The sequence below is a fragment of the Duganella margarita genome, assembly GCF_009857535.1.
In the GTDB taxonomy this organism is placed as follows: domain Bacteria; phylum Pseudomonadota; class Gammaproteobacteria; order Burkholderiales; family Burkholderiaceae_D; genus Rugamonas; species Rugamonas margarita.
This window is the reverse complement of the sequence record NZ_WWCS01000008.1, coordinates 17271-43357: the sequence shown is the minus strand read 5'-3', so window position 1 is coordinate 43357 and position 26087 is coordinate 17271. Positions and strand designations below refer to the sequence as shown.

Sequence of the window (26087 nt, the reverse complement as noted above, 5' to 3'; positions counted from 1 at the left end):
TGGCATCCTGTCCAGGCGGGGGCAGTGACGCGAGGGCGGCATTGTACCATTTGCCGCCCAGCATTACTTGGTCGAGGTCGCCTTCACCGGTGTGAATGTCAGGTCGCGGAAGTCGTAGCTGAAGTCGGTTTCGGTGGAAATCGGCGCCATTTTCATGCGCTCGATGCTGCCGTCCGGATTGAGCGCAAACGTCACGTAGGCGTCGGCGTTGAAGTTGCGCTCCTTCCAGCGCACGATGAAGGTATCGTGCTGGAAGTGCTCCAGTTCCCCGCTCAGGTCCGGCGTGCGCTCGAAACGCATGATGCGCTTGCCGCCTTCCGCGCGGATGCTGGCCTTGCCGTACCACGCGTCTTCATATTCGCCGTCGTAGGACGCCAGCGGCAGCGAAGGTTTGGAGCTGGCCACGCGTGCCTTGCTCTCCTTGCCCTGCCGTTCCAGTTCCTCTTTATGCATGGCCGCTTCCTGCGCGGCGTACAGCCCGATCCAGTCGGTCTTCTGCGGCACGTCCAGGAACGCGTCCAGGATCGTGTAGTACAGCGAGGCCATGGCCGGGCTGTTTTCCGCATTGGTCAGGATGGCGATGCCCAGCTCCTGGTCCGGCACCATCAGCACCGTCGAATAAAAGCCTTGCAGCGCGCCGCCGTGCATGGCGATTTTGTGCCCCTTGTAATCGCGCAGCTGGAAGCCCAGGCCATACGACAGGAAGTTGGGTTTGGTGGCGGCCAGCGGCGGCTTCGGCTCCTTGATCGGCATCGGCGTCTGCTCGCTCCACAGCTCGGCGACCTGTTTGGCGCTGATCAGCTGCTTGCCATCCGGCGTCTTGCCCTGCTTGAGCAGGAGGTTCATCCAGCGCGCGATGTCTTCGGCGCTGGTGTTGATGCCCACCGCGCCGACCGCATTCGGCACCGGCATCGGCTTCACCACCGCGATCTTGTCATGGATCTTGCTGTGCGGCGCCGAGTAGTCGCTGCTGGCCAGCATGTCGGCCACGCTGGTTTTGGTGTCGCTCATGCCCAGCGGCGTCAGGATGCGTTCCTGCACCGCCTCGCCCCACGGCTTGCCGGTCTTGGCGGCGATGATCTTGCCGGCCACGATGTACAGCAGGTTGTCATAGGCGTAGCTGGCGCGGAAGCTGGTGGCCGGCTTGACGTAGCGCAGCCGGTCGATGATTTCATCGGTGCTGAACTGGGTGCTCGGCCACCACAGCAGGTCGCCGGCGCCCAGACCCAGGCCGCTGCGGTGCGTCAGCAGGTCGCGCACCGTCATCTGGCCGGTGACGTAGGAGTCATACATCTGGAAGCCCGGCAGATGCTTGGTGACCGGATCGTTCCAGGCGATCTTGCCCTCATCGACCAGCATCGCCAGCGTGGCGGCGGTGAAGGCCTTGGAATTGGACGCCACCTCGAACAGCGTCTTGCCGTCCACCGGCGTCGGCTCGCCCAGCTTGCGCACGCCGAAGCCCCGGGCCCAAAGCACTTCGCCATGGCTGACGATGGCGACCGCCATGCCCGGCACCTCGAAGGTCTGCAGCGCGCGGCGCACGTCATCGGCCAGCGCCGGACGCACAGCCGGGATCGGGGTCGCGTCGGCCGCCTGCGCCGTCATCACAGGCGCGCCAGCCAGCGTGCCCCACACCGCCAGCGCGCACGCGGCGGCGGCAAATTTGCGATTCATCTTCATTGTTTTTTAAATGCCTTGTCGACGGAAGCCTGGGTCACCGGATGGTAGTGCGAACGCGCCTTGGCGTAAAGGCCCTTGGCCCAGTCCTTCTCGTTCGGATTTTTCATCAGCGCCGTGTACAGCGGCACCACAAACTTCTGGCGGCCCACGCTCATCAGGAATTTGCTCAGCGGCTCGCGCACGTTGTAACCGGCATGCACCGACGCCAGGAAGAAGCGATAAGCGATTTCGTTGTTGCCGGTCTTGCCCAGGCCGAAGGTCTGGTCCAGCTCCTGCATCTGCGCCGCCGTGGCCTTGCCGTCGATATCGTTCAGGAAGTGCATCCACTCCAGCGCGATCCAGTTTTTGGCCGGCAGGTCGGCGGTCGGGAATTCGCCTTTGAGCCAGGCGGCGCGCTGGGTATCCAGATCGGCCAGGCGTGGCGAGGCGGCGCGCTTGGCGCTGGCCGGAATGCCGGGACCGTACAGCCACTCATCCAGTTCGGATTGCGACATGATTTCCGGATGCGCGTCCAGCAGGTTCTTTTTCAGGTAAGCGACAAATTCGTCGGTGGTCGCCGACTGGAAGGCATGCTGGTCGAACCAGCCGCGCAGAAACGGATCGAATACCTCGCGGCCGGCGCGCTGCTCCAGGGTGCGCAGCAGCCACGCGCCTTTCGGGTACACCAGGTTGCTGTCGGTGTAGGTGGCGGCGCTGGTGTCCGCATCACGCGTGACCAGCGCCTGCTTGGCGGCAGGGATTTTCGCCAGCGACGCCAGCGCTTCCTCCTGCTCCACCTGCAGGTTCATCTCCGCCACTTCTTCGCCGTACAGTTTTTCCACGATGCGGGTGGTGACGTAGGTGGTGAAGCCTTCGTTGAGCCAGAAGTGCTTCCACGAGGCGTTGGTCACCAGGTTGCCGGACCACGAGTGCGCCAGTTCATGCGCGATCAGGTCGACCAGGCTCTTGTCGCCGGCGATCATGGTCGGCGTGACGAAGGTCAGGCGCGGATTTTCCATGCCGCCGATCGGGAACGATGGCGGCAGCACGATCATGTCGTACCGCTCCCACCGGTACGGGCCATACAGGCCTTCGGCGGCGGCGATCATTTTTTCGGTGTCGGCCATTTCGCTGGCGGCGGCCTCGATGCGTTGCGGCTCGGCGTACACCGCCGAACGCGGACCGACGTTGCGCACGTCGATCTCGCCGATGGCGATGGCCAGCAGGTAGGACGGAATCGGCTGCGTCATCTTGAACTTCCAGCCGCCGGCACCGGTGGCCTTCTGGTCGTTTTCGGCGCTCATCACCACACGCATGCCGGACGGCGCTTCGATGCGGGCGCTGTAGGTGAAGCGCACCGCCGGCGTGTCCTGCACCGGCGCCCACGAACGGGCATTGATTTCTTCCGACTGGCTGAACATGAACGGACGCTTGCCCGACATGGTCTGCTCGGGCGTCAGCCATTGCAGCGCGGTGGCCGACGGCGCGGTGCGGTAGTAGATGCGCACTTTCTGCGGCTGGAACGGCAGGGCGATGCGCAGCGCGCGGCCCTTCTCCACATCCAGCTTGTCGAGCATGAAGGAAGCGGCGGTCCAGCGGCCATCGGCGGCCAGCACCTGCACCTTGGCGATATTGAGTTCATTGGTATCCAGCACCAGCGTGCGGGCCGACTTGTCGATCCAGTTGAGCGACAGTTCGGCATAGCCGGACAGGATCTTGTGGCTGAAATCCGCTTTCAGGTCCAGATGCAGATCGGTAGTGCGCACCTGGTCGTAGCGGGCGTAGCTCAGCGGATCGGCATGGGCTACGTGGACGGCGAGCGACATGCATGCGGTCAGCACGAGCGCGGAAATGGTCTTCTTGATCATGTGGCGATACTTTCAATGTTATCTTCAGCGCGAAGCAGAATACCATAGGCATGTTTCTGCCATGTGTTAAAATCCGCGCCGTTAGTGGGGAGTAGTCGGCTTGCGCCGCCCGGTGCAAGAACCTGTGTCAACATAATCGGTCCGCAGACCGTGGCGCAGGTGGCCGTGCAAATCGCACCGGCTTGGCGAGACCATGATCCTGGGGCGGCCGTGATGGGCCGGAGCCGCGCCTGGATCATTGGTTAACCGTTCCGGCCCGCGTACCTTACTCATCATGGAAGCATTCTTCGTCTCTACCGGCATTGTCGCCCTTGCAGAAATCGGCGATAAAACCCAGCTCCTCGCCTTTGTCCTCGCCGCCAGGTTCCGCCGCCCCTTGCCTATCGTCGCCGCGATCTTTGTCGCCACCATCGCCAACCACGCCTTCGCCGCCGCCATCGGCACCTGGATCACCAGCATGCTGGGACCGGAGTTGCTGCGCTGGGTGCTGGGCGCGTCCTTCCTCGCGATGGCCGCATGGACGCTGGTGCCCGACAAGCTGGATGAGGAAGACGCCAAGCTGGCGAAATACGGCGTGTTCCTCACCACGCTGATCGCCTTCTTCCTGGCCGAAATGGGCGACAAGACGCAGGTGGCCACCGTGGCGCTGGCGGCCCGCTACCACAGCATGATCGCCGTGGTATGCGGCACCACGCTGGGCATGATGCTGGCCAACGTCCCTGCGGTCTACTTTGGCGACAGGATCGCCAACAAGGTCTCGCTCAAGCTGGTGCACGGCATTGCTGCCGTGATCTTCGCAGTGCTGGGCGTGGCCACGCTGCTAGGCGCCGGCGCCTCCCTCGGCGTTTAACAGCGCAGCGACCGGCGGCGACCCCGCCGGCACCAGCAGCTCCACGCGGTGGGTGCGGCCGCTGTCCTGCAACGCGATCAGACCGTCGGGCTGCGGCACGCCATCCACCGACATCACCGGCGCCGAGGTCGCGCCTTTGTTGACGCGGATCTCGTAGGTGGCGCTGGCGTAGCGATACGTCAGCGTGAACGTGGTCCAGTTCTCCGGCATGCGCGGTTCCAGCTTCAGATGGTTCGCCGTGCGCGTGAGGCCCAGCAGCGACTCCAGGATCAGCCGATACATCCAGCCGGACGAACCGGTGTACCAGCTCCAGCCGCCGCGTCCCACATGGGGCGCCACGGCATACACGTCGGCCGTTACCACATACGGTTCCACCTTGTAGATCGCGGTGTCTTCCGGCGTGCGGCCGTGCATGACCGGGTTGATCATGCGCGCCAGTTCCCAGGCGCGCTCGGTGTCGCCCAGGCGCGCGAAGGCCATCGCGGTCCAGATCGCGGCGTGGGTGTACTGGCCGCCGTTCTCGCGCACGCCCGGCACGTAGCCGCGGATGTAGCCCGGATTCGGCCCGGCCTTGTCGAACGGCGGATCGAGCAACTGGATGATGCCCGAATCGCGGCGTACCAGGCGCTGGTTGACCTGCTCCATCGCGCCGCGCACCCGCACCGGATCGGCGGAGCCGGACAGCACGCCCCAGCTTTGCGAAATCGAATCGATCTGGCATTCCTCGTTGGTGTGCGAACCCAGCGGCGTGCCGTCGTCGAAGTAGGCGCGGCGATACCATTCGCCGTCCCACGCGTTCTGCTCGACGTTGGCGGCGATGCGGCGCGCCTGCTCGCGGCACTCGGCGGCGAACGCCGTGTCGTCGCGCATGTCGGCCACTTCGGCGAAGCGCTTCAGCACTTCGCACAGGAAGAAGGCCAGCCACACGCTCTCCCCCTTGCCATGTTCGCCCACCTTGTCCATGCCGTCATTCCAGTCGCAGGAGCCGATCAGCGGCAGGCCATTCACGCCGAAACGCAGGCCGTTGCGGATGGCGCGCTGGCAGTGATCGTACAGCGTGCCCTGCTCGCTGGAACGGGCCGGCATGTCGTAGTACGAATCCTCTTCCGGCTTGACCGCGCGGCCTTCCAGGTAAGGCGCCATTTCATCGAGGATGCTCATGTCGCCGGTGCTGGAGACGTACCGCCACGCGCCCAGCGGCAGCCACAGGTAATCGTCCGAGCAGTGCGTGCGCACGCCGCGGTCCGACGGCGGGTGCCACCAGTGCTGCACATCGCCTTCCAGGAACTGGTGGGCGGCGCACAGCATCAGCTGGTCGCGCAGCAGCTGCGGCTGGGTATGAATGGTGGCCATCGCATCCTGCAGCTGGTCGCGGAAGCCGAACGCGCCGCCCGACTGGTAGTAGCCACTGCGGGCCCAGATGCGGCACGCGATGGTCTGGTACATCAGCCAGCCGTTGGCGATGACGTCCAGCTCCGGCTCCGGCGTTTCGATGCGCACGGCGCCCAGCGTTTTCTCCCAGTGCGCATGGACCGCGCGCAGCGCTTCGTGCGCCGCCTCGGCACTGCGGTGTTTCTGTACCAGGCTGCTGGCGTCGGCGTTGCGGCGGCCGGCCACGCCCAGCACGAAGACGATTTCGCGCTCCTGGCCGGGCAGCAGATCGAACGGCGCCTGGATGGCGGCGCAGGCATCCAGCCCGGCGCCGATCTTGCCGGACAGGCGTGTGCGGCGCAGCGCGGCCGGTGCGGCCAGCGTGCCGTTGCGGCCCATGAACTCGGTGCGGTCGGCGGTGATGCTGCGCAGCGTGGCGTCGCAATTGAAGAACGCCACGCGGCCGCTGAACTCCGTGTTGTACGGATTCTTGGCGAACAGCGCGCCGCTGACCGGGTCGGCCTCGGTGACGATGTGCATGCCCGATTTGGAGCGCATATCGCCCAGCACCCATTCCACATAGCCGAATGCCGACAGGCGGCGCTGCACCAGTGAGTCGTTGCGCACTTTGAGCACGGTGTACTTGATCGGCGCGTCGACCGCGACGAAGGTGGTCATCTCGGTGTAGATACCCGCCTCGATGTGTTCAAACACGCTGTAGCCGAAGCCGTGGCGCGTGATGTAGTCGCCATTGCCGCGCGCCGGCAGCGCCGTCGGCGACCAGAACTGGCCGCTCTGCTCGTCGCGCAGGTAGAACGCTTCGCCGCTGCTGTCGCTGACCGGATCGTTGTCCCATGGGGTGATGCGGTATTCGTGCGCGTTCTCGTGCCAGGTGTAGGCCTGGCCGCTTTCCGAAATCACGGTGCCGAACTGCGGATTGGCCAGCACGTTGGACCACGGCGCCGGCGTGCGCTGGGCGTCGCTGGTGGTGATCACGTATTCGCGGCCGTCCGGCGTAAAGCCGCCGGTGCCGTTTTCCAGTATCAGCCCGCGCGCCGGATGGGTGACCGGGCCGGCATCGGCATATTCGCCGCGGTTGTCCGCCAGCAGCGGCGGCATGCGCAGCGTCGGCGGCGTCGGCCGCTTGATCTGCTCGGCCAGCGAGCCGCGCGAATCGCTGATGATGACGCGCGCCACCGACTGCATCAGCACCCGGTCCTCGTTCGGGATCTGGTCCATCAGGCGCACGAAGATGCCGCCCGGCCGGTCGATCGCCTGGGCGTCGATGCCGGACGCGATCAGGCCCATGATCTGGTCGTGCAGCGCCTGGCGGTAGCCGGATTGGTCTTCGTACCAGATCACCAGGTCCACCACCAGCCCTTTCAGGCGCCAGTAGGCGTGCGCCTGCACCATCTGGCGCGCCAGTTCGATGTTGGACGGGTCTTTGATCTGCATCAGCACGATCGGCAGGTCGCCGGAAATTGCGTACGCCCACAGGCCGGACTGGCCGCGCTGGTTCCTGATCAGCGTTGCGGCTTCGGCGCGCAGGCCGGCGTTCGGGTAGATCACCGAGTTGGCCAGGCGGCCGTACAGCTGGCCGTCCGCTTCGCTGGCATTCAGCTGGCGCAGCACCACCTGGCTGTGGGTCCACGCCAGTTCGAACACGCGGTCGGCCAGATGGCGGTCCTGGTATTTGTCAATCAGGTGCAGCGCCGCGTCGCGCTGCTCGGTCATGCCGGTGACGATGTCCACCGTCGCAAACTGGTCCGGCTTGAGCGTGATGGTGTAGCGGATCGCCACCACCGGGTCCAGCACCGAGCCTTCGCCGCCGCTCAGCGGCCCCTGGTTCAGCATCGCGCTCGGCGCGGCCATGGTGTTGCCGCGGCCGATGAAGCGCGAGCGGTCGGTTTCGTACGAGACGTTGACCACCGGCGCGTCATGCACCATCATCGAATGCATCATCCATGGCATGACTTCATTGGCGCCGCGCGGACGGCGCGTGCACAGGATGGCTTTCTGCTGCGCCAGGATTTCGGTCTGCACAAACAGCTTGCTGAAGGCCGGGTGGGCGTTGTCGGCGGCGGCCGGCGCCATCACCACTTCGGCGTAGCTGGTCACCTCGATGGTGCGCACGCGGTCCGACTTGTTGGTGATGCGGGTGCGGCGCAATTCGATATCGTCTTCCGGCGACACCACGATTTCCGTGTACAGGTCGATGTGCCGGTCGGAGCGGCGGAACTCGGCGCGGCCTTCGGAGAAGATCACTTCATGCTTGCGCGGCTCGACCAGCGTCGGCTGATAGGTGGTGGACCAGAACTCGCCGTCCTCCACATCGCGCACGTAGCAGAAGTTGCCCCAGTTGTCGCGCGTGCTGTCTTCGCGCCAGCGCGTTACCGACAGGTCTTTCCAGCGGCTGTAGCTGCCGCCGGAGTTGGTGACCATGACGTGATAGCGGCCGTTGGACAGCAGCTGGGTTTCCGGCACCGGCGTCGAATGCTGCGTCAGCACGCGCATCGGCATCGACTGTTCCGGCGCGGTGCTGCGGATGGCCGCCATCTCGGTGGTGTTGGAGTAGAAGGCGCCAACCTGCGGGCTGCGTTCCTGCAGCACCAGCAGCGTCGATTGCAGCAGCGGGTCCGATTCGAAACGGCGCTGCATCGGCCGGTCGTGCAGCAGGTAGCTGAGCGACAGGAAGCCCATGCCCTGGTGGTGGACCATGAACGAGCGGATCACCGCCGCGCTCTGGCCGCGCGGCAGGCGCGACGCCGTGTAGTCGATCGCTTCGTAGAAACCGTAGCGGCCCATGTAGCCCAGCTCCGCCATCTTCTGCAGGTTGGCGCACGAGGCTTCCGGCTGCACCATCAGGCCCATCATGCTGGCGTACGGCGCGATCACCAGATCGTCGGCCAGGCCGCGCTTCAGGCCCAAGCCCGGCACGCCGAAGGCGCGGTACTGGTAATTCAGGCTGGCGTCGACCGTGTTGTAGCCGGATTCGGAAATCCCCCACGGCACGTTGCGCTGCTTGCCGTAGTCGATCTGCGCGTCGATCACGGAATTGTAGGTCTGGTCCAGCAGCGTGCTTGGATAGTTCGGCATCACCAGCAGCGGCATCAGGTACTCGAACATCGAGCCGCTCCACGACAGCAGCACCGGCTTGCCGGCGACGATGCACAGCTGGCGGCCGAGCGCGAACCAGTGCTCCTGCGGCAGCTGGCCCTGGGCGATGGCGACAAAGCTGGCCAGGCGCACTTCCGACGCCAGCAGATCGTAGTAGCTGGCGTCCAGGCGGCGGTCGCTGACGTTGTAGCCGATCGCCAGCAGATTGGTGGTCGGGTTGAACAGGAAGCCATATTCCATCTGGGCGAAAGCGCCGCAACGCTGCGCCAGGTCGGCCAGCGCGCGCATGCGTTCATGCGCGGTGGTGCTGCCCTGCTCGAACAATTCGGCCAGGCGTTGCTGGCGGTCGCGTTCGTCCGGCGCCAGGTCGTTGACGGCGATGGCAGCGGTGGCGCGCGCCAGCGCCGCCAGCTCGCGCAAGGTCGGCATGCGCGTCATGCTGGTGTCGAAGATGGCGTCCGGCGACAGCGCGGCCCACGGCGTCAGCGCGGCCAGTTCGGCCAGCGCGGCGCGGCATTGCTGCACCAGGGAGTCGGCCCACAGGGCGGCGGCTTCGCTGTGGGTGACGGCGTGCGGCTGGAATTCTTCCGCTGCGGCGTTCACCCGCGTCAGCCAGCCATACAGCTCCTGCAGGTTGCCGGCGTCCGGCGCCGGCGCCAGCGCGGCCAGCAGCTTGTCGATTGCGTCGGCGGCCACGGCGGAGGTGGCGGCGGCAGCAGCAGCGCCGGTGTCGGCCAGCGTCTCCTGCAGCACGCGCGCGGTGGTGACGATGCCGTCGACGATTTGCTTGCCAAGCACCGGTTGGTCATACAGGCCGGTCAGGCCCGGCGCCATGGTCAGCAGGTGGCCGGCCAAGTTGCCGCTGTCCACCGTCGAAACGTACATCGGATGCAGCGGCTTGAGGGTCAGCGTGTCGTACCAGTTGTAGAAGTGGCCCTGGTGACGCTCCAGCTGGTCCATGCTGTCCAGCGTATTGGCGGTGCGCGCCATCAGCTGGCTGACGGTGATGTAGCCGAAATCGGTGGCGGTCAGGTTGGCCAGCAGCGCCATGCCGATATTGGTCGGCGAGGTGCGGTGCGCAATCACCTGCACCGGATGCTCCTGCATATTATCCGGCGGCAGCCAGTTGTCTTCCTGGCCGACGAAGCGCTCGAAATAGGCCCAGGTACGGCGCGCCAGCTTGTTGAGGAACAGCGTCTGTTCGGTCGACAGCTGGGCGGCCTGGCGCTCGATCGGACGGCTGATCCAGTCGGCGATGGCCGGCGCCACCAGCCACGCCAGCAGGAACAGCGAAGCGGCCGGCAGGCTGGATGGATGCCATCCGAGCAGCGCGCCGCCGACGAACAGCGCCAGCACCGGCGCGAACCACATGGTGCGCCAGGTGCTGACGGTGCCATCGGCCTGGCGCGCCAGGGTCGACGCGCGCCATTCCAGCAGCTTGCGGTGCGAGACGAAAGAACGCCACAGGCTGCGCAGGATCGCATCGACGCTGAAGTAGGCTTCGTACGGCAGGAACGCCAGCATCAGGATCGCATGCGAGAACTGCATGCCGCTGCGCCGCAACGAGGCGCGCAGATGCTGGCTCCACAACGTATCGCGCGGACGGCGGCACAAGTCATACACCACGCTGACCAGCGGCGGCAGGAAGATCACGGTCAGCACGGCGCAGGTCCACATCCATGGATCGGGCAACCAGCGCCACGCGGTGATCAGCGACAGCACCAGCGCCGGCGCGGTCAGGCTGCGGCGCAGGTTATCGAACAGCTTCCAGCGCGACAGCAGCGACAGCGGATTGCGTTCGCGCTTGCCGTTATGGCCCGGCACGCGGCCGGCCAGCCAGCCGATCAGTTGCCAGTCGCCGCGGATCCAGCGCTGGCGGCGGCTGACGTCGTCGCTGTATTGGGCCGGATAGGCTTCGTACAGCTGCGCGTCGCTCAGCAGGCCGGCGCGCACGTAGCAGCCTTCCAGCAGATCGTGGCTGAGGATTTTGTTTTCCGGCAGGCGGCCGCCCAGCACTTGCTCGAACACGTCGATATCGTAGATGCCCTTGCCGATGAAGGAGCCTTCGAAGAACACGTCCTGGTACACGTCCGACACGGTGCGGGTGTAGGGATCGATGCCCGGCTCGCCGCCGCACAGTTTTTCGTAGCGCGAGGCATTCTCGCTCGGCAGCGCCACCGCCACCCGCGGTTGCAGGATGCCGTAGCCCTCGGTCACGCGGCCGCGCTGCGGATCGACGCGCGGACGGTTCAGCGGATGCTGCATGGTGGCGATGAATTCCTTGGCCGCGTCGCGCGGCAGCTGGGTGTCGGTGTCCAGCGTGATGACGTAGCGGATGCTTTCCAGCTCCGAGGTGTCGCCCACCACCAGCGAGAACTTGTCGCGCGCGCCGCCGCGCAGGAAGCGGTTCAGGTCTTCCAGCTTGCCGCGCTTGCGCTCATAGCCCATCCACACGCCTTCCTGCGGATTCCACATGCGCGGGCGATGCAGCAGCAGGAACGGCGCGTGCGGCGCACCGCTGGCGTACTTGTGATTCAGGTGCGCGGTGCAGCGCTTGAGCTGCTCGGTCAGCGCATCGTCGTTGGGCATCTTCTCGGCGCGGGCGTCGGCGAAGTCGGTCAGCAGGCAAAACATCAGGTTGGGATCGCGGTTGGCGAGGAAGCGCACTTCCATCTGTTCGAACAGATCGTCGATGTTCTCCTTGCTGTAGACCAGCGTCGGCACCACCACGATGGCGCGCGCGTCGGCCGGAATGCCGTCCTTGAAGTCCATGCGCGGCAACGGCCGCGGATGGGTGACCAGCGTGGCGACCCAGTTCACCAGGCTCAATGCCAGGTGGCTGCTGCCCAGCAGCGCCAGCACGCCCAGCGCGAACAGCACGAAGCCATGCACGCCGTAGAACGACGCGCGTTCCAGCAGCAGTGCGGTGGACACCAGCGAGATGGCGGCGATGGCGCCGAGGTAGGAGGTCAGCGGCGAGGCGCTGGAGGTCTGCTGCATCGCCTCGGCCCACGGGCGGCGCATCTGCGTTTGTTTTTCCAGCGCGGCCAGGCCGCCGCCGATCAGGTAGAAGCCCACGTGGCCGTGGCGCGAATCGCCGGCGCCGTGATGCGCCATTGCCAGCGCCAGGGCCTGCTGCGCCACTTCTTCTTCCGAGAAGCGCGAGCGCTTGGCGATTTTTTCAATCGCATGGCGATACTGGTCGCGCGTGGCGAATTCCATTTTGCCGTAGATGTCGGCCGGGTCCTGGCGCAGCGTTTGTTCGACCTTGCTCATGGTCTCGACAAACTCCTGCCAGTCCATGGTGCCGAGGAAGCGCAGGCTGCCGATGCTGTTGGCGATCGAGACCTGCTCGGCCGCCTGCTGCTGGATCTCGGCCTGGATCTGCTGTTCGATGGTCTGTCCGGTTTCGGCCAGGCGGTGCGTGATCCAGGTCAGCGCCAGGGTCAGCGCCGGGCTCTGTCCTTGCAGGCGGCGCGCCAGTTCGGCCACGAAGGCGCTGGTGATCGGCGGATTGGAACGGGCCATGTCGGCCACCATCAGAATCAGGCCGCTCGGATTCTTGTCGGCGATCTCGGTCATCTGGTCGGCCCAGGTGTTGGCCAGGTCGCGCTGGGCGCGGTTGTCGGCCACCCGCGCGGCCACGCGGCGCAGGTTCTCGATCAGCGCCAGGCGCAGCATGATCGGGATCGCCCACAATTCGCCCAGCTTGAGGGTGGCGACTTCCTGGTAGGCGTCAACGAAGCGGCACAGCGACTCCGGATCGACGCGGCCGTCGCCGTGCGAAATGATTTCCAGCGCGATCTTGTAGACGCGCGGGCAGCCATCCGGCGCGCCCTTGCCCAGGCGCGGCAATTCCTTGCTGTAGTCCTTCGGCAAGTGGCGGCGGGCGATGCGGATCTGTTCTTCGATCAGGTAGAAATTGTCCAGCAGCCATTCCGACGCCGGCGTGATCTGGCGCCCGGCCTTGATGGCGGCGGTCAGTTCATCGCAGGTGGAATCGATGACGGCGGCGTTTTCCGTCAGGCGCGACAGCAGGCGGTCGCGGCCGCCGCGCTTGCTCAGCTCATGATGCTGGGCCAGCGTTTTGCCGTGCGCTGCCATTTGGGCGGCGCTGAAGAGTTCCGCGCGCAGCGGCAGGTCTTCGTCATCGTCTTCGGACACCAGGGAGCCGGACTGTGATTCTCGGAAACCCAGGGTCATCTCGGGCAGGATAGGATTGGACTTGTTCAACATGGACCTCGCTTCGACGCGGCGAATGGAAAATTATGGGCCATGCAATCGTACGGTGGCGCACGGAAGGGGACTGTACGGTGACGAACATAACAGGGTGAGCAAAAAAAAAGGGCCGCTTGCGCGGCCCTGCAGAGGAGGAAAGTTGACTCAGGCTGCCAGCAGCACAGGCGTCGCCAACGCCAGGCCGCCGTTGAGGCTGTACGCGTGCTGATGTCCGAGCCGGCGCAAGCACAAGGCCGCCTTCATGCTGCGGTTGCCGCTGCGACAGAAGAACACCAGCGGCGCCTGCTCCGCTCCCAGCCAGGCGCTGGCGTACTCGGCCAGACGGCTCAGCGGCACGCTCAAGGCCAGGCGGCCGGCCGGCAGCGGCGCGATGGTCGCGGCAAATTCGTACGGTTCACGCACATCCACCAGGCACGCATCCGGATGGGCGGCCAGGAACGCCTCCAGCGCGCTGCTGTCGAGTTGCGCATCGGCAGCAATAATTGCCGACGGCTCAGCATTCATGCTGGCGCAAAATTGATTCTCTTCATCCCGCGTTGGACACAGCAGCGTGCGCTCGCTGATGATCTCATGCAAAGCCTGTTGCGCCGGACGGGCGCTGAATGCGAAGCGCACCGCAGCCGCCGGCAGCTGCGCCTCGTTTGCCGAGCCCAGCAGATAAGCGCGCAGTTCATTGCCCGTGCCGCAGGGCACGCACGCCAGCACTTGCGGACCGAGCGTGATGGCGGTGGCGGCAGCGCCATTGTCCAGCGCGATGACTGCGGCGTTTTGCGGCCAGCCATAGGCGTCGGCCTCGGCCGCGCGGTTGAAGTGGCGGCCCAGCGCCTCGACCAGCATGGCGCGGCCGGCATTCGGCAGCGTGCTGACCACGGCTTGCACCTGGTAGTTCTGGCAGCGCACGTACGCTTCAATGCGCGCGGTGTGTTCCGGCAACGGGTCGATGACGATGCAGCTGCGGCTGGCGGCGTCCAGCACCATCCAGCTGCATGCGCCTTCCACGCCCAGTTGCAGCAAGCCGTCGTGCGGCACGGCGGTGCGGTCGGACGGGATCAGGCAGCTGGCGCGCAACGCCGCGCCGCAACGCTCGATGCGGGCACAGGCGGCGGCGATGGTGGCCTCATCGGTCAGCGGGCCGAACGACATACGGATGGCGCCGGCGCTGCGCCACAGCGGAAAGCCCATCGCATCCAGCACATAGCTTGGCGCGGCCTTGGACGAGGAGCAGGCGCTGCCGGCGCTGACGCGCACCTCGGCGGCGTCGAACACATCCATCAGCTCGCGGCTCGACAGGCCGGGCACGGAGAAGTTCAGCGTGGTCGGCAGGGCCGTGTCGAACGGATGGTTGAACACCACGCCCGGCAAGGCGGCGCGCAGGCTGTCCGCCAGCCGCGCGCGGAAATTGCACAGCTCGGCCTGGCTGCGGAAGGTATCGCCCCGCTCCAGCGCGCCCAGCACGGCGCCCAGCGCGGCGATGCCGGCCATGTTCTCGGTGCCCGAACGCTGCCCGCCTTCCTGGCCGCCGCCCTGGATCAGCGCGGTGAACGGCGCGCCGGCGCGCACGTACAACATGCCGATGCCTTTCGGCGCATTCAGTTTATGGCCGGAGAACGGCGCGTAATCGATGCGGGTAGACGACAGATCCAGCTTGAGCTTGCCCAGCCCCTGGACGCAATCGACCAGCCAGTACGCCTTGCTGCCGGTCTGCCGCAGCACCGCCTCGATGCCGGCCAGGTCGGAAATGACACCGGTTTCATTGTTGGCGGCCATGGTGCACACCATCGCGGCCTGGCCGGCGATGTCGCGCAGTGCGTTCAGGCTGTGGGCGCCATGGTGATCGACCGGCAGCTTGTGCAGTGTCAGGTTCAGGCCCAGCAGGCGATTCCAGTGGCCCAGGCTTTCCGGCACGGCCTTGTGCTCGGTGGCGCCGTAGACCAGCAAGGTGCCGATGGCTTCGCCGGCATCCTTGCGCTCGCGCAGCGCCACCAGCGACGACAGCACGGCGGTCTGGATGCCCTCGGTGGCGCCGCTGTTGAACATCAGGCGGCCGTTGCCGACGCCCAGCAGGCGCACGGCGCAGGCCCGCGCTTCATCGAGGATGACTTTGGCCTTCAGGCCGGTCGCGTGGGTGCTGCTGGGATTGCCGTAGCGCTGGCCCATGGCGTCGGTGGCGGCGGCAAGCGCGGCGGGCAGAACAACACTGGTGGCGTTGCTGTCGAGGTAGATTTCAGTAGTCATTCATATAGCTTACGCAGTTATGCCGAAATAAACGTACCAAAATGCTGCACTCAGGCATAAGATGGAGAGATTCCGTGCTCTCTTTCTCAGATAAATAGAATGAATCAACTTGACCGCTTTGACTACGCCATCCTCGACGCGCTGCAACGGGACGGCACGCTGTCCGTTGCCCAGCTCAGCGAACAAATAGGTTTGTCCTCCACGCCGTGCTGGAAACGGCTGCGCCGGCTGGAGGAGGAAGGTTATATTGAAAATCGCGTGGCCATCATCAACCGCAACAAGGTCGGCTTGCCGGTAACGGTGTTCGTCAGCGTGCGCACCACCCAGCACGACGAAAAGTGGTTCGCCCGCTTTGCCGCCGCCGTGGCGGCGTTGCCGGAAGTGCAGGAGTTTCACCGCATGAGCGGCGACGTCGATTATCTGCTCAAGGTGGTGACGATCGACATCGCCGGCTATGACCGGTTTTACAAGAAGCTGATCAAGTCGGTACAGCTGACCGGCGTGTCGTCGGCGTTTTCGATGGAACAAATCAAGATCACCACCTCTTTGCCGCTGGGGCTGGTCTCGCACCAATAAAGTGCATTCATGAGATAATGCTTCATGTTAAATACTTGATTCAAGTCCATGCGCGCCTTCTTTGACAGCTGGCTGCCCAGCGCCCCGACCGCCAACCGCCGCGAACAGCTGCGCGCCTCCTTCGGCGCCCTGTGCGGCATCCTGCTGACCGCCCTGCTCAGCCATCTGCTGCTGCAATCGACCCATGCGGCCATCTTCCTGGTCGCGCCGATCGGCGCCTCGTCGGTGCTGCTGTTTGCGCTGCCGGCCAGCCCGCTGGCGCAACCGTGGTCGGTGATCGGCGGCAACGTCGTCAGCGGCCTGGTCGGCGTGGCTTGCGTGCACTGGTTCGGCGACAGCCTGCCGCTGCCCTTGCTGGCCGGGCTGGCCTGCGGCGGCGCGATTGCCGCCATGTTCGTCACGCGCTGCCTGCATCCGCCGGGCGGCGCGGTGGCGCTGACCACGGTGATCGGCGGCCCGCTGGTGCAGGCGGCCGGCTACGAATTCGTGCTGATGACAGTGCTGGCCGATTCGGTGCTGCTGGTGCTGATGGCCGTCACCTATAACAACCTGACCGGCCGCAGCTATCCGCACGTGCAGCACGCGCACGCCCATCCGCATGCCACCGTGGATGCGGTGCCGACCGTGCGGCTGGGCTTCAAGCCGGAAGATCTGGACGCGGTGCTGCAACAGCATAACCAGGTGCTGGACATCAGCCGTGACGACCTGGCATCGCTGTTCATGCAAACCGAGCAGCGTGCCTACCAGCGCCGCTTCGGCATCATCAGCTGCGCCGACATCATGTCGCGCGACATCGTCAGCGCCGAGTTCGGCACCGGGCTGGACGATGCGTGGCAGCAGATGCGCGCGCACCGCGTAACTTGCCTGCCGGTGCTGAACCGCGCCCGGCGCCTGATCGGCATCGTCACCCAGACTGATTTCCTCGACCATGGCGGGCTGGACGACTACGGCAGCATCCGCCAGCAACTGCGCCGGTTCCTGCGCAAAAGCGGCGTCACCCACACGGAAAAGGCCGAGGTGGTCGGCCAGATCATGACCCAGCGCCCGACCACCGCGCGGGTCGACACGCCGGTCGTCGACCTGGTGCCGCTGATGGCGGACTCGGGCTTTCACCACATCCCGATCGTCGACCATGAGCAGCGCTTTGTCGGCATCATCACCCAATCGGACCTGGTGGCGGCGCTGTACGAGAGCCGTTTCGCCGAAGCGGCGGCCTGATACAAAATTAGTTTCCTGCGGTTGAGGCAATGGCTTATGCTATCGGCCAACTTTGTCCATCCCAAGGATTCCGATCATGATGTCTCGCCGTACCCTGTTCGCCCTCGCCCCTTTCGCCGCCGCCGTCGCGCTTGCCTTCGCGCCGATGCGTCCAGTGTATGCCGCCGCCCCGGCCGGCAAAGTCAGTGCGGAAGTAGCCGCCTCGGCCAACCAGGCGGTGCTGGCGATTGCCGACGAATACTATGATGCGGTCGCCCGCTTCGAGCCGATCGGCGCCACCGAAAATGGCGATAACCGTTTTGACAACCAGCTGGGCTTGAGCATTGCGCCGGCCAGGCGCGCCGCGCAGTTCAAGCTGTACCGCAAATTCCTGCAGCGCCTGCAAGCCATCAAGCCTTACCAGCTGGATGTGAAAGCCCGCATCAACTACGACATCCTGCAATACGAGCTGACTGGCCTGATCGCCATGGAGCGCTTCCCCGAACACCTGCTGCCGCTGAACCAGATGGACAGCGTGCCGGTGACGCTGGCCAACTACGCAGGCGGCGAAGCGTCGCAGCCGATCGGCACCGTCAAGCAATACGATGCCTACCTGAGCCGCGTATCGCAACTGCCGGCGTGGATCGACCAGGCCATCGCCAACATGCGTGAAGGCATCAAGCAAGGCGTGACGCAGCCGAAGGCCATCATGATCTCGGCATTGCCGCAGTTCCAGCAGCTGGTCAGCGCCACGCCGGAAGCCAGTATTTATTACACGCCGATCACCAAGCTGCCGACTTCGTTTTCCGCTGCCGACAAGCAGCGCCTGACCGCCGCCTACCGCAAGACCATCAACGACAAGGTGATGCCGGCGCTGGTGCGCCTGTCCACCTTCCTGGAAAAAGAATACGTGCCGGCCTGCCGCACCTCGACCGGCCTCGGCGCGCTGCCGGATGGCGCCGCCTGGTATCAGGCGCGGGTCGCCAACGCGACGACAACCACGCTTAAACCGGATGAAATCCATGCCATCGGCCTGAAAGAAGTCGCGCGCATCCAGGCGCAGTTTGCCGTGCTGGGTCCGAAGCTGGGCTACGACGGTCCGGCCGCCGGCCTGCCGGTGTGGGTGGCGGCGCAGCCGAAATTCTTCCCGTTCAGGACCGAGCAGGAAGTACAGGCCGTCTATCACAAGCTGAACGACGTGCTGGACACCAAGCTGCCGCTGATGTTCACCTTGCAGCCGAAGGCCAAGCTGGACCTGCGGCTGGAGCCGGAACTGAGCCGCGCCACCGCCTCCGACCACTACACCGCGCCAGCCGGCGACGGTTCGCGGCCGGGCGTGTTCTGGTCAGTGGTCAACGATCCGACCAAGTACGGCAGCACCGGCATGACCACGCTGTTCCTGCACGAAGGCAAGCCTGGCCACCACTTCCATATCGCGCTGATGCAGGAACTGAACCTGCCGAACTTCCGCAAATACGGCGGCAATAACGCCTTCACCGAAGGCTGGGCGCTGTATGCGGAAACGCTGGGCAAGGAAATGGGCCTGTTCGACGATCCGGCGCAATACTTCGGCCACCTGAACGACGAGATGCTGCGCGCCGTGCGGCTGGTGGTGGATACCGGCATGCATGCGCAGGGCTGGACCCGCGAGCAAAGCATCCAGTACATGAAAGACACGCTGGGGTATGACGTGGTGGCCAAGACCGAGACCGAGCGCTACATGGCGTGGCCGGGCCAGGCGCTGGGCTACAAGGTCGGTGCGCTGAAGATCCAGGAGCTGCGCCAGCGCGCGCAAGCCGCCCTCGGCGACAAGTTCAGCCTGCCTGAGTTCCACGCCGTGGTGCTGGGCGACGGCACGCTGCCGCTGGCTTTGCTGGAAGACAAGGTGAACCACTGGATTGCCACTCAACAACATTAAACTCGTCACGCACAGGCGGGCCACCGGCCCGCCCTTCCTGCCTTATTTCACGTAGCGCTTGATGCTGGCGATGATCGCCTCAGGCAAGGCCGTGATCTGCTTGGCGTGGTTGGCGAACACAATCTGCTGGCGCCCCACAGAGATCGGTTTTCCCTCGGCATAAAAGCGGAACTCCAGCCAAAATGAGCACTTCTTGACGTCATACGCATTTAATTCGCAAGAAATCTCCTGGAACGGAAAAGTCTCGTGGAGATAGTCCTGCTCCGCGTGCTTGGTGATAAACACGCCCTCTTTCTGCAACATATCGCGCGATATACACTCGAAGAACCACTTCTCGCGGCAGATGCCCTGCCACTCGAAGTAGCGCGCAAAGTAAGTGTTGCCATAGGCGTTGGAGTCTTTCAGATAAATCGTCAGCGAGTGGGTAAAGGTCTCGGCGGAAACTTGCATCAACATGATGTCACTCCTTAATAAATAGTTGGTTACCCGGCAACCGGGCAATCCCACTACGCGGGAGTTGGCATGGCGGAAGTTTGATCTGCCGCAAAGGCTGTGGTGATAATCAAGCGAGGCGCTGCGGTCCGCGCAATACTTGGCGTTCGGTTCACTCATCATGGACAGCGCTATGCACTCCGTTCTGCCTGCCGTAGTTTCCATCCTGTTCCTGTGCTATGGCGCCTACGTACTGCACTCGCGCGGCGTGAGCCGCATCAGCCTGACGTTCTTCCTGCTGTGCGTGACCACTTTCTGCTGGCAGTCGACCTGGGCCATCCTGTTCCAGCTGCATGACGAGCACGAAGCGTTCTCCCTGGCCAAGCTGGGCTATCTGCTGATTCTGTTCCTGCCGACCACGCTGTACCACTTCATCGCGGAACTGACCAGCCAGCGTGGCGAACGGCGCTGGGTGGCGCTGTCGTACGGGGTTGCGGGCCTGCTGGGCGTGCTGCTGCTGACCAGTGACTGGATGATTTCCGGGCTGTATCCGTATTTCTTTGGCTTCTATCCGAAGGCCGGTCCGCTGCATCCGCTGCACCTGCTCCAGACCGTGCTGGTGGTCGGCCGCGGACTGTGGCTGCTGTACCGGCGCCAGCGGCTGGCGGTGTCCACCGAGAAGACGCGGCTGCGCTACTGCCTGGTCAGCCTGCTGATTTACTTCTTTGCGGCGGTGGACTATCTGTGCAACTACGGCGTGGCGTTTTATCCGCCGGGCGTGCTGTTCGTCGCTACCAGCCTCGGCCTGATCGCCCAGGCCATGGTGCGCCACAACCTGCTGGCCGATCCGCTGGAAGTGGCGGCCACCATTGCCCACGAAATGCGCACGCCGCTGGCGACCATCCGCAACCAGTCGCGCATTCTGGCCAAGTGCCTGCCGGACCTGCTGGCCGGCTACCAGGTGGCGGTCGAGCACGGGCATATCCGGCCGACGCTACCGGCGGCACAGTTGCAATATTTACATCAACTAAACCAGCACATCGAGGCCGAGATCCGCCGCTCCAATTTCATCGTCGACATGATGCTGGCGTCGGCGCGCGCCGGCACCCTCAATCCCACCGACTTCGCCGACCACTCGGTGAAGAAATGCGTGGACGAGGCACTGGCCAGTTATCCGTTTGAAAGCGCGATGCGGGAGAAAGTCAGCGTGCGCGGCAGTAACGACTTCACCTTCTTCGGGTCGGACGTGCTGCTGGTCTACGTGCTGTATAACCTGTTCAAGAATGCGCTGCACGCCATCAAGGTGGCTGGACGCGGCGAAGTGGAGATTACGCTGGCGGACCGGCAGTTACTGGTCACCGATACCGGCTCGGGTATTCCGGACGACGTATTGCCGCATGTCTTCGAGCCGTTTTACAGCACCGGCGGCACGGGAATAGGATTGGCGTTTTGCCAGAAAGTGATTACTGCATTTGGCGGCAGTATTCACTGTGAATCGCAGGCTGGAAGATATACCCGCTTTTCATTATGGTTTCCGCAGCGAATTAATTATCCGGCTAACTGACTGATTTCTTCGCCACTGAGTTTATCCAGATCCGTTTCATCACCCAAAACATAAATCTTCTGGCCACTTAACACATCCAGAATAAACGGCTGCTGTTCGCGCAGGCGGCGCTTAAAATCGGGAATGGAATACAGATTGGGATTAATCTTGCGGCGCAATAAGCGTTCGGCCACCGGCAGGCGGGATAATAATTCGCCATAACTGGTGTTATCGCCGATCAGCAATAACTCCACCGGCGTATCCATATTCTCCTGCTCCTTGGCGGTGGCGCCATAAACAAACGCCACGTTCAGCACGTGCTGCAGCGGCGCCAGCGCCGAGTTCAGCACGCTGACCAGCCCAAAGGTTTTCTTCACCAGACCACTGAGTTCACCGAAGACGATGCAGTCCTGGTTCGGCTTGAAGCGGCGCACATTGCCGATCCGCTCCGACACGATCACGCCCGATTCATGCAGCCGCTTCAACTCGCGCTGCGCCGACGCACTGCCCAAGCCAGTCAAGCGCATGATCTCATTCAAGTGGAATCCTTGATTGACACGTACAAACAGCAAGCCCAGCAGTTTTTGCTGGGCGGGAGTGAAGAGGGCTTGAGCAATCATAGCCAAATCTTAGCATGAACGAACTAAACGCTGGCAGCTAAAACCCCGCAGGAATTGGGGCAAAAAAAACGGCACCCGAAGGTGCCGTTCTTGTTTGGTGCTTAGAAGATTACGCTTCGTCGCTGTGCGGCGTAACCGCTTCGATTGCTTCCACATCGCCACCGGACATGGCTGCCTTCTCGGAAGCCAGCAGCGCCTGGCGCTCTTCGACTTCCCACGCTTCTTTTTCCTTGCGAGCGCGGTGGAAGGCCAGACCGGTACCGCCTGGAATCAGACGACCCACGATCACGTTTTCTTTCAGGCCACGCAGACCATCGCGTTTGCCCATGATCGCTGCTTCGGTCAGCACGCGGGTGGTTTCCTGGAACGATGCGGCCGAGATAAACGAATCGGTCGACAGCGACGCCTTGGTAATACCCAGCAGAACGTTCTCGTAAGTGGCAGGGATCTTATTCTCTGCATTCACGCGATCGTTTTCGTCCAGCAGTTCCGAACGCTCAACTTGCTCGCCAACGATATAGTTGGTGTCGCCGGCATTGACGATCTGAACACGACGCAGCATCTGACGCACAATCACTTCAATGTGCTTGTCATTAATCTTCACGCCTTGCAGACGATAAACGTCCTGCACTTCGTCAACGATATAACGTGCCAGCGCTTCGATACCCAGCAGACGCAGAATGTCTTGTGGATCGGCCGGGCCGTCGACAATCATCTCGCCTTTATTCACCACCTGGCCGTCGTGGACCAGCACTTGTTTATCCTTGGTAATCAGGAACTCGTGCTTGTTACCGTCCATGTCGGTAATTTCCAGACGCTGCTTGCCTTTGGTTTCCTTACCGAAGGCCACAGTACCGGTGACTTCCGCCAGCATGCCGGCGTCTTTTGGCGAACGTGCTTCGAACAGTTCGGCAACGCGCGGCAGACCACCGGTAATGTCACGGGTTTTCTGCGATTCGGTCGGGATACGTGCCAGCACTTCACCCACCGATACTGCCTGGCCATCTTTCACCATGATCAGCGCGCCAACCTGGAAGCCGATCGCCACCGCGTGTTCAGTGCCGGCGATCTTCACTTCGTTGCCATCTTCGTTCAGCAGTTTGACCTGTGGACGCAGCGTTTTGGTCAACGAACCACGACGTTTCGCATCGATCACCACCAGCGTTGCCAGACCGGTCACTTCGTCCACCTGACGGGCCACGGTCACGCCTTCTTCGACGTTCTCGAAACGCACCGTACCGGCGTACTCGGTAATGATCGGACGGGTCAGCGGATCCCAGGTTGCCAGTGCGGTACCGGCCTTGATGACCATGCCATCCTTGACGATCAGGGTCGCGCCGTACGGCACTTTGTGACGCTCACGCTCACGGCCGTGGTCGTCGGTGATCAGCACTTCGCCCGAACGGGAAATGACGATTTGCGCGCCCTTGCCGTTGGTGACGTAACGCATGGTCGAGGTGAAACGAATCACACCGTTCGACTTGGCTTCGACCGACGAGGCCACTGCCGCACGCGATGCCGCACCACCAATGTGGAAGGTACGCATGGTCAGCTGGGTACCCGGCTCACCAATCGACTGCGCTGCCACCACACCGACTGCTTCGCCGGAGTTGACCAGCATGCCGCGGCCCAGGTCGCGGCCGTAGCACATGGCGCACAGGCCGAAACGGGTGTCGCAGGTCAGCGGGGTGCGGACTTTGACTTCGTCGATGCCCAGACGCTCGATCTCTTCGACCATATCTTCGTCCAGCAGCGTGTTGGCTGGGTACAGCGTCGCCTGGGTTTCAGGATTGACGATGTCGGTGCCGGCCACGCGGCCCAGAATACGATCGCGCAGGGCTTCGATGACTTCACCGCCCTCAACCATCGCCTTCATCACGGTACCGTTGCTGGTGCCGCAATCATCTTCGATGACGACCAGATCCTGGGTCACGTCGACCAGACGACGGGTCAGGTAACCCGAGTTTGCCGTTTTCAGTGCCGTATCGGCCAGACCTTTACGAGCGCCGTGGGTCGAAATGAAGTACTGCAACACGTTCAGACCTTCGCGGAAGTTCGCGGTAATCGGCGTTTCGATAATCGAACCATCCGGTTTCGCCATCAGACCGCGCATACCCGCCAGCTGGCGAATCTGCGCTGCCGAACCACGCGCGCCCGAGTCGGCCATCATGTAAATCGCGTTGAACGATTCCTGGGTCGACTTGGTGCCGTCACGCTTGATGACGTCTTCCACTTTCAGCTGGTCCATCATGGCCTTGCCGACTTCATCCGAGGTTTTGCCCCAGATGTCGACTACCTTGTTGTAACGCTCGCCGGCGGTCACCAGACCCGAAGCGTACTGCTGCTCGATCTGTTTGACTTCGGACTCTGCCGCCGAAATCAGGGTGACTTTTTGTGGCGGTACCAGCATGTCGTCGACGCAGATCGAAATACCGGCGCGGGTTGCCAGGCGGAAGCCCGACTGCATCAGTTGGTCAGCAAACACGACCGTCGCGCGCAGACCGCACTTACGGAACGAGGTGTTGATCAGCTTGGAAATTTCTTTCTTTTTCAGCGCGCGGTTCAGCACCGAGAAAGGCAGACCTTTCGGCAGGATTTCCGACAGGATGGCGCGGCCAACCGTGGTCTCGTAGCGGGTAACGGTACGGACGAACTCGCCCGTTTCGAGATCTTTTGGATTCTCGACGATACGCACCGTGATACGGGTGGTCAGTTCCACTTCCTTGTTGTCGTAGGCACGGATGACTTCCGACACGTCCGGGAACAGCATGCCTTCGTTTTTCGCATTGATCGCTTCGCGGGTCGCGTAGTACAGACCCAGCACGATATCCTGCGATGGCACGATCGACGGTTCGCCGTTCGACGGGAACAGGATGTTGTTCGACGCCAGCATCAGCGTACGGGCTTCCATCTGCGCTTCGATCGACAGCGGCACGTGAACTGCCATCTGGTCACCGTCGAAGTCGGCGTTGAATGCCGCGCAGACCAGTGGGTGCAGCTGGATCGCTTTACCTTCGATCAGGACCGGCTCGAAAGCCTGGATGCCCAGACGGTGCAGGGTTGGTGCACGGTTCAGCATGATCGGGTGTTCGCGGATCACGTCTTCCAGGATGTCCCAGACGACCGGCTCTTGGATCTCGACCAGCTTTTTAGCGGCCTTGATCGTGGTAGCCAAGCCCATCAGTTCCAGCTTGTTGAAGATGAACGGCTTGAACAGTTCCAGCGCCATCAGTTTCGGCAGACCGCACTGGTGCAGTTTCAGCTGTGGACCCACCACGATGACCGAACGGCCCGAGTAGTCGACGCGTTTACCCAGCAAGTTCTGACGGAAGCGGCCGCCCTTACCCTTGATCATCTCAGCCAGCGATTTCAGCGGACGCTTGTTGGCGCCGGTCATCGCTTTACCGCGACGGCCGTTGTCCAGCAGCGAATCGACTGCTTCTTGCAGCATGCGCTTTTCGTTGCGCGTGATGATCTCTGGCGCGCGCAGCTCCATCAGGCGTTTCAGACGGTTGTTACGGTTGATCACGCGGCGATACAGATCGTTCAGATCCGAGGTCGCGAAACGGCCGCCGTCCAGTGGCACCAGCGGACGCAGTTCCGGTGGCAGCACCGGCAGCACTTCCATGATCATCCACTCAGGCTTGATGCCCGAACGCTGGAACGCTTCCAGCACTTTCAGACGCTTGGCGTATTTCTTGATCTTCGCTTCGGACTTCGATTCCTTCAGTTCCACGCGCAGGGTCTCGGCATCGCGGTGGATGTCGATCGAACGCAGCAGTTCACGGATACCTTCGGCGCCCATGAAGGCGGTGAAGTCGTCGCCGTACTCTTCGTACTTGGCGGCGTAATCGTCTTCCGACATGATCTGGCACTTCTTCAGCGGGGTCATGCCTGGATCGGTCACGACATAGGCTTCGAAGTACAGCACGCGCTCGATATCGCGCAGCGTCATGTCCAGGACCATGCCCAGACGCGACGGCAGCGATTTCAGGAACCAGATGTGTGCGGTTGGCGAGGCCAGTTCGATGTGGCCCATGCGCTCACGGCGCACTTTGGCCAGCGTCACTTCGACGCCGCATTTTTCGCAGATGACGCCGCGGTGTTTCAGGCGTTTGTACTTGCCGCACAGGCATTCGTAGTCTTTGATCGGGCCAAAGATCTTGGCGCAGAACAGACCATCGCGCTCAGGCTTGAAGGTACGGTAGTTGATGGTTTCCGGTTTTTTAACTTCACCGTAGGACCACGAACGGATTTTTTCAGGCGAGGCGAGACCGATTTTGATCGCGTCAAAAGTCTCGTTCGTCTGTACTTGCTTGAATAGATCGAGCAGTGCTTTCATGTATCACTCCAGGTAGTGATTAAATTCTAATGCGTCGTTCCGGCGGAAGCCGGAATCCATGCTGAGCGCGCATCACGGTAGCGCAAGCTCAGCATGGGCCGCGGTGGCGGACCACCCGCT

Annotated in this window: 12 protein-coding genes and 1 riboswitch; of the genes, 5 read left to right on the top strand and 7 right to left on the bottom strand. The window is 63.4% G+C overall.

The window, feature by feature from the left end:
* Window positions 1-63: 63 nt before the first annotated feature.
* On the bottom strand, window positions 64-1680 hold the full coding sequence (locus GTP55_RS13960; RefSeq protein ID WP_161045535.1) for a serine hydrolase: 1617 nt from the start codon (window positions 1678-1680) through the stop codon (window positions 64-66).
* Complete coding sequence (locus GTP55_RS13955; protein ID WP_161045534.1) at window positions 1677-3527, bottom strand: M1 family metallopeptidase; 1851 nt, start codon at window positions 3525-3527, stop codon at window positions 1677-1679. The genes GTP55_RS13960 and GTP55_RS13955 overlap by 4 nt, the downstream gene beginning before the upstream one ends.
* A gap of 74 nt (window positions 3528-3601) precedes the next feature.
* Window positions 3602-3784, top strand: a riboswitch (yybP-ykoY riboswitch).
* A 17-nt stretch (window positions 3785-3801) separates the two neighbouring features.
* On the opposite strand from GTP55_RS13955, the gene GTP55_RS13950 reads away from it, so the two are divergent.
* On the top strand, window positions 3802-4377 hold the full coding sequence (locus GTP55_RS13950) for a TMEM165/GDT1 family protein (protein WP_161045533.1): 576 nt from the start codon (window positions 3802-3804) through the stop codon (window positions 4375-4377).
* On the opposite strand, the gene GTP55_RS13945 is transcribed toward GTP55_RS13950, so the two are convergent.
* Window positions 4348-13101, bottom strand: coding sequence for a GH36-type glycosyl hydrolase domain-containing protein (locus GTP55_RS13945; protein WP_229257929.1), 8754 nt, complete (start codon window positions 13099-13101; stop codon window positions 4348-4350). The two genes, GTP55_RS13950 and GTP55_RS13945, sit on opposite strands and share 30 nt — an antisense overlap.
* A 147-nt stretch (window positions 13102-13248) precedes the next feature.
* Window positions 13249-15339 (bottom strand): aminotransferase class V-fold PLP-dependent enzyme, encoded by a 2091-nt coding sequence (locus GTP55_RS13940; protein WP_161045532.1) that lies wholly within the window; start codon window positions 15337-15339, stop codon window positions 13249-13251.
* A 99-nt stretch (window positions 15340-15438) separates the two neighbouring features.
* Between GTP55_RS13940 and GTP55_RS13935 the strand changes: the two genes are divergently transcribed.
* From GTP55_RS13935 to GTP55_RS13925, 3 genes are all read left to right on the top strand, one after another.
* On the top strand, window positions 15439-15915 hold the full coding sequence (locus GTP55_RS13935) for an Lrp/AsnC family transcriptional regulator (RefSeq protein ID WP_110846326.1): 477 nt from the start codon (window positions 15439-15441) through the stop codon (window positions 15913-15915).
* Window positions 15916-15963: 48 nt separating this feature from the next.
* On the top strand, window positions 15964-17133 hold the full coding sequence (locus tag GTP55_RS13930) for an HPP family protein (RefSeq protein WP_161045531.1): 1170 nt from the start codon (window positions 15964-15966) through the stop codon (window positions 17131-17133).
* 76 nt (window positions 17134-17209) lie between these two features.
* Window positions 17210-19030: a DUF885 domain-containing protein gene (locus GTP55_RS13925; protein WP_371868349.1), complete on the top strand. Its 1821-nt coding sequence runs from the start codon at window positions 17210-17212 to the stop codon at window positions 19028-19030.
* Between the two features lie 42 nt (window positions 19031-19072).
* Here GTP55_RS13925 and GTP55_RS13920 read toward each other — a convergent pair whose 3' ends face one another.
* Window positions 19073-19645 (bottom strand): acyl-CoA thioesterase, encoded by a 573-nt coding sequence (locus GTP55_RS13920; RefSeq protein ID WP_371868348.1) that lies wholly within the window; start codon window positions 19643-19645, stop codon window positions 19073-19075.
* 10 nt (window positions 19646-19655) lie between these two features.
* Here GTP55_RS13920 and GTP55_RS30205 point away from each other — a divergent pair, with 10 nt between their 5' ends.
* Window positions 19656-21026: a sensor histidine kinase gene (locus tag GTP55_RS30205; RefSeq protein ID WP_161045530.1), complete on the top strand. Its 1371-nt coding sequence runs from the start codon at window positions 19656-19658 to the stop codon at window positions 21024-21026.
* Here the strand turns inward: GTP55_RS30205 and GTP55_RS13910 are convergent.
* Together GTP55_RS13910 and rpoC are read right to left on the bottom strand one after the other, a co-directional pair.
* Entirely contained in the window at window positions 21011-21625 is a 615-nt protein-coding gene (locus GTP55_RS13910; RefSeq protein ID WP_161045529.1) for a helix-turn-helix domain-containing protein, read from the bottom strand. The two genes, GTP55_RS30205 and GTP55_RS13910, sit on opposite strands and share 16 nt — an antisense overlap.
* Window positions 21626-21734: 109 nt before the next feature.
* Complete coding sequence (rpoC, locus tag GTP55_RS13905) at window positions 21735-25967, bottom strand: DNA-directed RNA polymerase subunit beta' (RefSeq protein WP_161045528.1); 4233 nt, start codon at window positions 25965-25967, stop codon at window positions 21735-21737.
* Between the last annotated feature and the right edge of the window lie 120 nt (window positions 25968-26087).